This is a genomic window from Arsenophonus nasoniae, from assembly GCF_004768525.1.
Lineage (GTDB): Bacteria > Pseudomonadota > Gammaproteobacteria > Enterobacterales > Enterobacteriaceae > Arsenophonus > Arsenophonus nasoniae.
This window is the reverse complement of record NZ_CP038613.1, coordinates 2,608,316-2,620,403: the sequence shown is the minus strand read 5'-3', so window position 1 is coordinate 2,620,403 and position 12,088 is coordinate 2,608,316. Positions and strand designations below refer to the sequence as shown.

Here is a 12,088-nt window from a genome sequence, read left to right as displayed (position 1 = left end):
TGAGGAACGGCGCAGTGGCTTTATTTTAGCAGAGGTCATTATGGCATCCATCACACACTTGAATCGGTGCAAAGCAAAAGGCAAAACATTTTATTAGAGGCGATAAAAAATGCTGTCGGTAAGTATTTTCAGTAGAAGAGAGGTTTAATATGGAGGATATATTTCTGACTGTAAAGGAGACAAGTGAAAAATTAAAGGTCTCCGAAAAAACGATTAGAGATAAAGCCGTAAATGGAAAAATACCAGCATACAAGATTTTTGGTGAATGGCGCTTTAGCAGAAATGAAATTGATACTTTTATCCTGAACCAAAAAAACACGTCTTGTAAAACAGATCAATATATAGGTGATCATATATGTCAAAGCAAATCGTTTCAACATACAAGCGCGGGGAAATTTGGTGGTACTCCTTCACAACGCCAAACAAGCAACGAATACGCAAGTCTGCTAAAACTACCAATCAGCAAGAAGCTAAAGAATTAGCAGCGCTAGAATATAATAGCTATTGGCGAAATGAAAAATTAGGAGATGTAAGTTTTCATACATGGCAAGAAGCAGTGCTTTTGTGGCTTAATGAAAAACCTGAGCGTAAAGAAAATCGTAATATGTTATACGGACTTAGATGGCTAGATCAATACCTAGGCAAAACCAAGCTCATTGACATTAACAAATATTTAATTGATGAAATCAAAAAAACAAAACAAATCTCAGGAGTAAAAAATCGCACTGTAAATGCAGTGTTACAACAAATTAGAGTTGTGCTTAAATGTGCATATGAGCATGGATTATTAGATAAAATACCGCCGATTAAATTGTTGAAAGAACCAACCCGAAGAATACGTTGGTTAACAGAATATGAAGAAAAACGTTTAATGGTAGAACTACCGGAGCATCTGAAGCCTATTGTTAACTTTGCTTTGAATACAGGGTTACGTATGTCCAATATTACAAATTTAAAGTGGTCACAGGTTGATATCAATAGACGCCAAGCTTGGATTCATGCAGATGAATCAAAAACAAACCAAGCTATTGGCATTCCTCTGAATCAAGCTGCTTTAACAATAATACGGGAACAGCAAGGACATCACAGAGAGTATGTTTTTACTTATCAAGGGAATAGAATAAAAAACGCAGGTGCTAAAGGATGGCGAAAAGCAGTTTATCGAGCAGGGCTGGGCGATTTTCATTTTCATGACCTGCGTCACACATGGGCAACTCGCCACATAATGGCAGGAACCCCACTATACGTTTTACAAGAGCTGGGAGGCTGGAGCAAGGCAGACACCGTACGTAAATATGCACACCTTTCAACACAATTTTTGCAGCAACACGCTGAACGCATCGTTACTAGTGGCACAGATTTGACACAGAATAAGAGTTAAAAAAATATGAGGCCTACTTTTGGCCTCTTATCTTATTGAATAACATTAAAAATTTGGTGGAGCTAAGCGGGATCGAACCGCTGACCTCTTGCATGCCATGCAAGCGCTCTCCCAGCTGAGCTATAGCCCCTAACCAAAGCCTGTTAGGCGAGCGCATGATATGCAAGCTGAATAAAACTGTCAATCGATTAATATGAAAATAGCGTTTAACCGTTGAAAAAATGGTCATAAAGTCGGGTATAAAGAAAAAAGGCACAATAATAATGTGCCTTTGAGCTAATTTAATTCCATTAATTAGCGCTATTTTCACGCTCTTTAATATAAAGCAAAGCATTATCAATGCGTTTTAATGAACGAGTCTGGCCAATAGCATGTACAGTGGCATCAACACTCGGTGATTGGCCTGTTCCTGTCACGGCAACCCGTAGTGGCATACCCACTTTTCCCATCCCAATTTCAAGTTCTGCCGCCGTTGATTCAATTGCCTGATGGACATTTCCACATGTCCAATTGCTAATCGTTGCCAATTTTGCCCGAACAGTTTCTAAAGGTAAGTACGCTATTGGGCGTAGATGCTTTTTCGCTGCCTCGGCGTCGAACTCAGCAAAATCCTGATAAAAATAGTGACATGATGCGGCTATTTCTTTTAAGGTCTTACAGCGTTCACCGAGAAGCTTGACTAAATCTGCTAAGCTTGGCCCTATTTGGGTATCAATAGCTTGCTGCTCAATGTGCCATGCTAAATGAGTCGCAACATATTCGGCAGGTAGTGAATTGATATAATGATGATTAAGCCATAATAATTTGTCGGTATTAAAGGCACTGGCGGATTTGCTAATCGCATCTAGAGAAAAATAACTGATCATTTCATCACGGCTAAAAATTTCTTGATCGCCATGGGACCATCCGAGACGCACCAGATAATTTAATAAGGCTTCGGGTAGATAACCGTCATCGCGGTATTGCATAACACTAACTGCCCCATGACGTTTAGATAATTTTTTACCATCATCACCTAAGATCATTGAAACATGCGCATATACAGGTATTGGCGCGCCAAGGGCTTTTAATATATTAATTTGCCGTGGAGTATTATTAATATGATCTTCACCACGGATCACATGAGTGATTTTCATATCCCAGTCATCAATAACAACACAGAAATTATAGGTAGGAGAGCCATCGGTACGGCGTATAATAAGATCATCAAGCTCAAGATTACTAAATTCAATAGGGCCACGGATTTGGTCTTCAAAAATCACAGCGCCTTCTTGGGGGTTACGAAAGCGCACTACGTGAGGCTCATTCGGTGTATGATTATGAGCATGATCGCGGCAGCAGCCATCATAACGAGGTTTTTCGCCTCTAGCCATTTGCTCTTCACGTAAATTGTCTAGCCGTGTTTTAGAACAATAACAGCGATAAGCTGTCCCGGCGCTAAGCATTTGATCGATAACAGCATGATAACGGTCGAAGCGTTTAGTTTGGTAGTAAGGACCTTCATCCCAATTTAAACTTAACCAGTTCATTCCATCCATTATGGCGTCAATGGCAACTTGTGTTGAACGCTCAAGATCGGTGTCTTCAATACGTAAGACAAACTCGCCGTTATTATGTCGACTATATAGCCATGAATAGAGTGCAGTACGAGCGCCGCCGACGTGAAGATAACCAGTTGGACTTGGTGCAAAACGGGTTTTTATTTTATTCATTAGGATTGCCTTAATGACCTTTTTTATATCAAATCTAGTCAGTGATAAATTTACAATCCGTTATTTTATCACTGCAACTTAATTCCTCAATGCTATTAGCACGATATTCATACTTTATTTTGCTAATTTAGCAGTAAAAATGCTTAATTTTTCCTGATAGGATCTAGACTAAATAAGTTTAAATAAATATTATTTTGCGTCGATAATATTAGGTGCATCTTGCTTAATTTTGCAACGAACGAATATTTTCCTTTGAAAAACCGTTGACTCATGCAGAACTATCCCTATAATGCACCTCCATCACGACGGGCGATTAGCTCAGTTGGTAGAGCATCTCCCTTACAAGGAGGGGGTCATCAGTTCGAATCTGGTATCGCCCACCAATTGTTGTGATGATTTTATTATGATTGGGCGATTAGCTCAGTTGGTAGAGCATCTCCCTTACAAGGAGGGGGTCATCAGTTCGAATCTGGTATCGCCCACCAATCATAATTAAGAATCATGCTTAAGTAAAAGTGTTGTCTGTTTGTTATGAATGGGCGATTAGCTCAGTTGGTAGAGCATCTCCCTTACAAGGAGGGGGTCATCAGTTCGAATCTGGTATCGCCCACCATTCAGGTCAGAAATACAGCATTATTTGTTTAAGTTATTTATAATATGTTTTGCTATTAATAGGGTCGTTAGCTCAGTCGGTAGAGCAGTTGACTTTTAATCAATTGGTCACAGGTTCGAATCCTGTACGACCCACCATTAATAGTATCAGATAAGATTTTTGTTTATCTTCTTTGCTATTCACTAAGCATAATCAAGATCAACATAATCCAGTTTCATCAGATGGGTCGTTAGCTCAGTCGGTAGAGCAGTTGACTTTTAATCAATTGGTCACAGGTTCGAATCCTGTACGACCCACCATCTAAAGATCTCTTTATACTTTCTAAAGCCACTAAAATAATATATTGCAATAAGAGTACAGGATGAGAAGCTGTGTAGGTTCGAGCCGAGCGTAGCGAGACAGCGTTGTGCAAAGCACAACGACCCGCAGGGCGAGGCCGTAGGCCGAGTAATCCTGTACGACCCACCATCTAAAGATTTCTTCATACTTTCTAAAGCCACTAAAATAATATATTGCAATGAGAGTACAGGATGAGAAGCTGTGTAGGTTCGAGCCGAGCGTAGCGAGACAGCGTTGTGCAAAGCACAACGACCCGCAGGGCGAGGCCGTAGGCCGAGTAATCCTGTACGACCCACCATCTAAAGATCTCTTCATACTTTCTAAAGCCACTAAAATAATATATTGCAATGAGAGTACAGGATGAGAAGCTGTGTAGGTTCGAGCCGAGCGTAGCGAGACAGCGTTGTGCAAAGCACAACGACCCGCAGGGCGAGGCCATAGGCCGAGTAATCCTGTACGACCCACCATCGATATGCTCTCATCAACGATGATTTCCTACCTAACTTTGGCGAAATTACGCAAATCATTCTACAATCATTAACATAGAGATATATTTATTTACTTGAAAAACTATTAGATAAAAATAGAGTAAGTGGGATAGCTTGTAAGTTAGAGTGTCACCGATCATGCAAAACTGATCCACTAACGATCATCTAAAACTGATCCACTTGGTATTATTCGCACATTTTTGTACGGATAATTTATGTTAACCAAGGAGATATTTGTGGATATTCATGTTCGCTTTGCACAAGGACAAAGCCTTCGAAAAATTGCCAGTGAGTTGGGTATATCCCGTAACACCGTAAAACATCATTTACAACAACAGACAATGCCAACTTATGCTAAAAGAAGTTAACAACCGACTAAATTATCCCCCTTTAAACCTTATTTGCTTCAGCGAATTGAACTGGCTAAACCTGATTGGATCCCTGCAACAGTCTTATTTGATGAGGTAGTTGAAAACGGCTATCAAGGTGGTATTGCTCAATTACGCCGATTTGTTTGTCAATTTAAACCAAGCATTGTTCCCGAAGTAGTCGTCCGTTTTGAAACACAGCCAGGTCAACAAATGCAAATCGACTTCACCAGCATCCGGCGAGGTAAAAAATCGCTGAAAGCGTTTGTTGCAACGCTAGGCTATTCGCGTGCGAGTTATGTAAAGTTCTTTGATAATGAACGAGCAGAATCGTGGCAGCAAGGTTTAAGAGAAGCTTTCGACTACTTTGGTGGTGTACCACAGGAAGTATTGTGTGATAACGCAAAATCCCTCATCATCGAACGGGATGCTTATGCAGAAGGTGAGCATAAATTACATGTCGAAATGCTTCAAATGTCGAAAGATTACGGGTTTAAATTGAAGGCTTGCAAGCCCTACAGGGCAAAAACGAAAGGGAAAGTAGAGCGCTTTAACCACTATTTAAAAAACAGCTTTATCGTGCCATTAAACACCGACCTTCGTGCTCATAATCTTGAACTGGATATTGAAATAGCTAATGCAAAAGTGGGTCCATGGTTACAACGCGTTGCCCATCAGCGAATTCATGGAACAACGTTAGAGAAGCCAGCAGATAGATTAGCTAAGGAAGTTAAGTCTCTTTGTAGTGGTCTAATAAAACTGTAGAGATTTATAGCTTATAATTAAGCAAAATCTTATAGGTATAAATATGACCCGAAAAGTAAAAGTAACCTTTAGCGGAAAGCAAAAACTGGAATATGCAAAACTCATGGTTGAAGGTGGATATAGCAATATCCAAGTTGAAAAATATCCGGTGGTAAATCTGCCGTATCACGATGGAAGCAACAATATCTTGCCGAGTTAAATGGGAATACGCCTGTAAAATCAAAAGCGTTAACACCCGAGCAACAGCGCATACAAGAATTAGAAGTTCAACTTAAGCGTGCTCAGAGGGATAATGACATATTAAAAAAAGCCGCGGCTTACTTCATCCTCGACAATCAAAACTCAAAATCGTGAAGCAACTGAAAATCATGTACCCCAATTTTACGGTCACTGAGTTATGCCATCTTTTTGAAGTAAGCAGCAGTAGTTTTTATTATGAAACGAAAATACCGACAGTTGAAAATGAAAGACTGTGTGGCGAAATCAAACGTATTTTTTATACATCGGGTCAAATTTATGGCAAAAGACGTATTCAAGCCGAGTTAAAGGGTTTAGGGCACCAAATTGGCACTTATAAAATATCGAACATCATGAAATTAAATCAATTAGTTGCAATTAGACCAACGAAAAAGCACTACTATCACTCATCGGGTAACGAACATCGATATGCCCCTAATTTGCTTAAACGACAATTTTCCCCTGAACAGCATAATCACTATTATGTCGGGGATATCACGTATATTAGACATCACTATGGGTGGAGCTATTTAGCCTGTGTGTTGGATTTAGCCACCAAAGAAATTATTGGTTATGCCTTATCAACAAAACCGGATTCGAAATTAGTGAAAGAAGCCTTAGATAACGCAATTGAACGGCAATTCCCGGATACGACAAGTTTGATGTTCCATTCAGATCAAGGTTGCCAATATTCATCGGAGGAGTTTAGGGCGCACCTCTTTGAACGGAAAATAACTCAAAGCATGAGTCGGCGAGGTAATTGCCTCGATAATGCCGTGATGGAAAGATTTTTTAGGAGTTTAAAGACAGAAAGACTTAACCGTTTATCGTTTATGAATCATCAATCTGTTGTCTGTGAAGTTGAAAATTATATTCAGTTTTACAATTATTATCGACGCCATTCAACGATTGGTTATTTAACGCCACATCAAAAATATCATGAACTAAAAAATGCCGCTTAGATCTTCTACAGAATTTGTTGACCATTACACTTCTACCCTTACCAGCAAGGGTTTGCCAATCTATCCCACAGACTAATACGCTTAATATCCCTATCGTACCGCCCCTTGAATCTGTCAGTTTGCAACACTCAATCAGCGTATACGAAGCATTACTGGGAGGTGAACATGTTATTGCATGAACAAATTGAACACCTGTGTGAGTCATTGAAATTAAATTCTATTCCGACTCATTGGTCATCACTTGCCGAAAAATGCATTGCCCAAGACAAAAGCTACGGAGAGTTTTTACTGTCCCTGTTAAAATGTGAGCAACAACAACGAGATGAACGAACTCGTAATCTTTTGAGTCGGATGGCAGGATTCCCAGCACATAAAGAACTTAATACGTTCGATTTTAAGTTTGCAACGGGGATCCCCAAACAACACATACAGGAATTAAGCGCATTAACGTTTATTGAACGTAATGAAAATGTCGTGTTGCTTGGCCCAAGCGGTGTAGGCAAAACGCATTTAGCTATTGGGTTAGGATTAAAAGCAGTACAGGCCAAGAAGAAAACCCGCTTTACCACGGCAGCTGAACTGATGTTGCAACTCTCAACTGCCAAACGACAAAATAAGCTCAAACAATATCTATCACGTTCGGTGATGGCCCCGAAGTTGTTGATTATCGATGAGATTGGATACCTGCCGTTTGGGCGAGAAGAAGCAAACCTGTTTTTCAATGTGATTGCCAAGCGTTATGAGCATGGCAGTGTCATATTGACGAGTAACCTATCATTTGGGCAATGGCCAAGTGCTTTTGCTGATGACGCAACATTAACTGCCGCTATGCTTGATCGTTTACTTCATCATTCGCATGTACTGCAATTAAGCGGTGAAAGCTACCGATTGAAAGATAAGCGGCGCTCAGGAGCAATAACTGAGTAAAACAGTGGATCAATTTTGATTGATCGGATTTAGATAAAAAGTGGATCAGTTTTCGGTGATCGTTGACACTTAGAGCGCTTGATTTATTATCTAATAGCTTGAGACTTAGATTTATTTCCTCAAAACTAAGTGATGGAGGTTATATGGGATTATTTGATTTTTTAAAAAGCGCGGGCGACAAACTCTGGGATCCTGCTGCGGCGACTAAAGATGATAAAGAAAAAAAACTGAAAGAACATCTTGATTCATTAGGGATCAAAGGAGCGGATCAGGTCAATGTTAATGTTGATGATAATGGCAAAGTCACCGTTTCGGGTGAAGGCATTGTTGCTGATATGAAAAATAAGATTTTAGTTGCGCTAGGCAATGTTGCCGGTGTTGAAAAAGTTGAAGATCATATCGCAGGTGGTAGTGTTGATGTTCAGCATTACACAGTAGTAGCCGGTGATACCTTGAGTGCTATTGCGAAAAAAGTTTATGGGGATGCCAATCTATATCAGCAAATCTTTGAAGCAAATAAGCCAATGTTAAAAGATCCGAATAAAATTTATCCTGGACAGGTATTAATTATCCCTAAACGGTAAATAGGATAATCATTGAGCATCAATTAATGTTAATAAAGCCGCTTATCAGTTTAGCGGCTTTATTGCTTAATGCTGTTTTTTTAATCAGCAGATGGCGATCTATGCGATCTTAGTGAGTATCTTGTTTAGCCAGTAATTCAAGCAGAGTGTAGCGTCTATGTGCCGCTATCTCTGCTTGTTTTGCCAGTATTTCTGCTTGTTCAGGTAACTGTCTGGTTAACTGAGAAAAGCGCTGCTCTTTTTGTAAGATATCCTTCAGCGATGCTGTCGGTGCTCTTGAATCAAGTATCAACGCCGGTTTTCCCGCCTGACTACGTTGTGGATCAAAACGGTATAACGGCCAAAATCCAGCTGCTGTTAGCTGTTTGGTTTGATCATGACTATAGGCAAGATCATAACCATGTTCTTCACAAGGACTGTAAGCAATAACCAGTGATGGTCCTGAATAGCGGGCGGCTTCCTGAATAGCCTTAACAGTCTGGTTCATTTGGGCGCCAATAGCGATTTGTGCCACATATACATGTCCATACATCATCATGGTAATTCCCAGATCTTTACGGCTTTTTTGTTTGCCATTTTCACCAAATTTAGTCACTGCACCAATAGGGGGCGCTTTTGATTGTTGGCCACCGGTGTTGGAATAGCATTGTGTATCTAGTACCAAAACATTGATATTTTCATCACTATTGAGCACATGATCCAAGCCACCATAACCAATATCGTAGGCACAACCATCACCCCCAATGATCCATACTGATTTATCAATCAAATAGTGAGCATCGGTGCTTAGTTGTTGGGCTTCAGCGCTATTGATTTTAGTCAGCAATGATTGTAACTGATTAATTAATTGACGCTTTAACTCAATTGATAAAGAATCATCCTGTAGTTGATTAATAAGTGTGCTCGGTAATTGTTCAGCGAAGTCATTTAGCAGACGAGAGACTCTTTTTTTATGCTGCTCTAAAGTTAAACGAAATCCCAGACCAAACTCTGCATTATCTTCAAATAGTGAATTTGCCCAAGCTGGTCCTCGCCCCTCACTATTCTTGCTATAGGGGGTAGTCGGGAGATTACCACCGTAAATAGATGAACAGCCAGTGGCATTGGCAATCAGTAGTCTGTCACCATATAACTGAGTCAGTAACTTAATATAAGGGGTTTCACCACAACAAGCACAAGCTCCTGAATATTCAAATAAGGGGGTAATTAATTGTGAAGTCCGAATATCTATACGTGCTAGTTGATGTGGGGCAATATCGGGAATTTGCAGGAAAAAGTTAAAATTTATTTTTTCCGCTATTAGATGTTCGACACGTGGTTGCATATTAATCGCGCGGATTTGTGGATTTTGCCGATCTTTCGCCGGACAAACTTCATAACAAAGATTGCAACCGGTACAATCTTCTGGCGCAACTTGGAGTACATAATTGAGTCCTCGCATATCTCGAGATTTAACGGCTAAAGAGGGTAAGCTAGCTGGCGCAGCCTTCAGTATTTCGGCAGAAGTGACTTTTGCACGAATGGCAGCATGAGGACAAGCGGCCACACAATAATTGCATTGGGTACAAAGATCTGGTAGCCAAATAGGGATCGTTTCGGCGATATTGCGTTTTTCCCATTTTGTCGTGCCTGTTGGCCAGCAACCATCGGGAGGAAATACTGACACGGGAAGGGTATCACCTAAATCTGCGAGCATTTTTGCGGTAACGTTTTTTACAAAATCAGGGGCATCATGCGCTACTGTCGCGCTCCGGCAAAGACTGGTGATATCAATCTGCTGTAAATCAATTTTTTCTATTGCCTTAATGGTAAGATCAATTGCGTTAAGGTTATTTTCAACAACATTAGCCCCTTTTTTGCGATAACTTTGGCTTATAGCCTCTTTTAATTGCTGTTTAGCTTCAGACATAGGCAATAATTGGGTCAAATAGAAAAAAGCCGTTTGCATAATGGTATTAATACGGCCACCCAATTGGCATTGTCGGGCAATTTGATAAGCATTAATGGTATAGCATTGTGCCTGTTTTTGTCGTAACAAATATTGTATTTCTTGCGGCAGATGATGCCAGATTTGATCAGATTTATAAGGACTATTGATTAAAAAAATACCACCGGGTTTTAATTTTTCAATTAACTGATATTTGTGGATAAATTGCCACTGATGACAGCCGATAAAATCCGCCTGCTTAATAAGATAGGACGAATAGAAAGGCTGGTGGTTAATACGTAAATGTGAAACCGTTAGCCCGCCAGCTTTTTTAGAGTCGTAAACGAAGTATCCTTGTGGAAATAAAGGGGTATGGTTGCCAATAAGTTTAATCGTATTTTTCGTTGCGGATACTGAACCATCACTACCTAAGCCATAAAATAGGGCCGCTAATTTGTGGGTAGTGGGGAGTGTTGCTTTAATAATCGGTAAAGACAGTCCGGTGACATCATCGTGAATGCCAATAGTAAAACGCGTTTTGGGTTTAGCCAGTTTAAGTTGATGAAAAATAGTGATCACACAGTCAGGATCAAACTCTTTTGAAGATAAACCATAGCGACCCGAGATAACATTAGGTAACTTATCACGTAGGCCCTGGCTAAAAGACTCCGCTAACGCTGTCATAATATCCAGGAACAACGGTTCTGCTTGCGCCCCCGGTTCCTTTGTTCGATCAAGTACCGCAATCGATTTTACTGCTAATGGTACTACTTTAAGAAAATGTTGGGCAGAAAAAGGGCGAAAAAGATGCACTTTTACCATGCCGACTTTTTCATTTTGTGTCAGCTGTTGATCAATAACCTCTTCACAAGGCCCAGCCGCTGATCCCATCAAAATGATAATTTGCTCAGCATCAGGATGGCCATAATATTCAAACGGTTGGTAGTAACGCCCGGTGATATTACCAAAGGTCTGCATGGCATCCAAGACATGCTGGTAAGCTTGAAAATACCAAGGATTAATCGCTTCGCGCGCTTGAAAATAGGTGTCTGGATTAGCAGCGGTTCCTCGGATAGTGGGTGCCTCTGGTGACAAAGCACGTTGTCGATGTTCTCTTATTGCTTGGTCAGGTATTAATTTTTGCAGTACATTATCGGAGATTGACTGAATTTTGTTGATTTCATGAGAAGTACGAAAGCCATCGAAAAAATGGATAAAAGGCAATCGACTATTCAGTGCGGCTATTTGGGCAATAACGGCAAAATCCTGGGCTTGTTGCACATGATTAGCACATAGCATAGCACAACCTGTCTGACGTACGGCCATCACATCGGAGTGATCGCCAAAAATAGATAATGCATGGGTGGCGACAGTTCGGGCGGCGACATGTAAGACAAAAGGCTGTAATTGGCCGGCGAGTTTATAAAGGGTTGGGATCATCAATAATAATCCCTGAGATGAGGTAAATGAGGTAGCCAGTGCGCCGGTTTGCAAAGCACCATGCACTGTCGCGATGGCACCGGCTTCGGATTGCATCTCAATTATTTTAGGTATGTCTTGCCAAATATTTTTTCGATTATTTGCTGCCCATATATCTGCTTGTTCAGCCATACTGGAACTAGGCGTGATAGGATAAATGGCGATAATTTCATTGAGTCGATATGCAACAGAAGCAACGGCAGAATTTGCATCCGTTGTTATATAAGAACAAGTTAAGTTACTCACAAAAATGGCCTTTTGATTTTTGATAATAGTTTATTAGCCAAAGAAATTAGCAAAATAAGC

The 12,088-nt window shown here is 40.4% G+C and carries 8 protein-coding genes, 6 tRNA genes, 3 other RNA genes and 2 pseudogenes; 16 read left to right on the top strand and 3 right to left on the bottom strand.

Going from position 1 to position 12,088, the window contains the following annotated elements:
- Positions 1-149 precede the first annotated feature (149 nt).
- Both ArsFIN_RS28865 and ArsFIN_RS13220 read left to right on the top strand, forming a co-directional pair.
- Positions 150-251: pseudogene (locus tag ArsFIN_RS28865) on the top strand (helix-turn-helix domain-containing protein); the annotation flags it as partial.
- A gap of 104 nt (positions 252-355) precedes the next feature.
- Positions 356-1,381, top strand: coding sequence for a tyrosine-type recombinase/integrase (locus tag ArsFIN_RS13220; protein WP_026824312.1), 1,026 nt, complete (start codon positions 356-358; stop codon positions 1,379-1,381).
- 54 nt (positions 1,382-1,435) lie between these two features.
- Here ArsFIN_RS13220 and ArsFIN_RS13215 read toward each other — a convergent pair.
- Positions 1,436-1,511 (bottom strand) — tRNA-Ala (locus tag ArsFIN_RS13215).
- A gap of 160 nt (positions 1,512-1,671) precedes the next feature.
- Positions 1,672-3,093, bottom strand: coding sequence for a glutamate--tRNA ligase (gltX, locus tag ArsFIN_RS13210; RefSeq protein ID WP_026824311.1), 1,422 nt, complete (start codon positions 3,091-3,093; stop codon positions 1,672-1,674).
- A 307-nt stretch (positions 3,094-3,400) separates the two neighbouring features.
- On the opposite strand from gltX, the gene ArsFIN_RS13205 reads away from it, so the two are divergent.
- The 14 genes and pseudogenes from ArsFIN_RS13205 to lysM all read left to right on the top strand — a co-directional run bounded on the left by ArsFIN_RS13205 (position 3,401) and on the right by lysM (position 8,376).
- Positions 3,401-3,476 (top strand) — tRNA-Val (locus ArsFIN_RS13205).
- Between the two features lie 26 nt (positions 3,477-3,502).
- Positions 3,503-3,578 (top strand) — tRNA-Val (locus ArsFIN_RS13200).
- A gap of 52 nt (positions 3,579-3,630) precedes the next feature.
- Positions 3,631-3,706: transfer RNA gene (locus tag ArsFIN_RS13195), tRNA-Val, on the top strand.
- A 61-nt stretch (positions 3,707-3,767) separates the two neighbouring features.
- A tRNA-Lys gene (locus tag ArsFIN_RS13190) sits at positions 3,768-3,843 on the top strand.
- Between the two features lie 86 nt (positions 3,844-3,929).
- A tRNA-Lys gene (locus tag ArsFIN_RS13185) sits at positions 3,930-4,005 on the top strand.
- A 41-nt stretch (positions 4,006-4,046) separates the two neighbouring features.
- A non-coding RNA gene (locus ArsFIN_RS13180) (RtT sRNA) lies at positions 4,047-4,174 on the top strand.
- Positions 4,175-4,215: 41 nt separating this feature from the next.
- Positions 4,216-4,343, top strand: a non-coding RNA gene (locus ArsFIN_RS13175) — RtT sRNA.
- 41 nt (positions 4,344-4,384) lie between these two features.
- Positions 4,385-4,512: non-coding RNA, RtT sRNA (locus ArsFIN_RS13170), on the top strand.
- Positions 4,513-4,748: 236 nt separating this feature from the next.
- Positions 4,749-4,901, top strand: coding sequence for a helix-turn-helix domain-containing protein (locus tag ArsFIN_RS26990; RefSeq protein WP_210409077.1), 153 nt, complete (start codon positions 4,749-4,751; stop codon positions 4,899-4,901).
- 33 nt (positions 4,902-4,934) lie between these two features.
- Positions 4,935-5,666, top strand: a complete 732-nt coding sequence (gene istA, locus ArsFIN_RS13165) for an IS21 family transposase (protein WP_210409076.1) — start codon at positions 4,935-4,937, stop codon at positions 5,664-5,666.
- 43 nt (positions 5,667-5,709) lie between these two features.
- A pseudogene (locus ArsFIN_RS13160) lies at positions 5,710-6,865 on the top strand (IS3 family transposase).
- 14 nt (positions 6,866-6,879) lie between these two features.
- Positions 6,880-7,044 (top strand): RNA methyltransferase, encoded by a 165-nt coding sequence (locus ArsFIN_RS26445; protein ID WP_167876695.1) that lies wholly within the window; start codon positions 6,880-6,882, stop codon positions 7,042-7,044.
- On the top strand, positions 7,031-7,792 hold the full coding sequence (gene istB / locus ArsFIN_RS13155; RefSeq protein ID WP_135677409.1) for an IS21-like element helper ATPase IstB: 762 nt from the start codon (positions 7,031-7,033) through the stop codon (positions 7,790-7,792). Before ArsFIN_RS26445 ends, istB begins: the two co-directional genes overlap by 14 nt.
- A gap of 143 nt (positions 7,793-7,935) precedes the next feature.
- Positions 7,936-8,376 (top strand): peptidoglycan-binding protein LysM, encoded by a 441-nt coding sequence (lysM, locus tag ArsFIN_RS13150; RefSeq protein ID WP_026823864.1) that lies wholly within the window; start codon positions 7,936-7,938, stop codon positions 8,374-8,376.
- 109 nt (positions 8,377-8,485) lie between these two features.
- Here the strand turns inward: lysM and nifJ are convergent, their stop codons facing one another.
- Entirely contained in the window at positions 8,486-12,028 is a 3,543-nt protein-coding gene (nifJ, locus tag ArsFIN_RS13145; RefSeq protein WP_246067228.1) for a pyruvate:ferredoxin (flavodoxin) oxidoreductase, read from the bottom strand.
- Between the last annotated feature and the right edge of the window lie 60 nt (positions 12,029-12,088).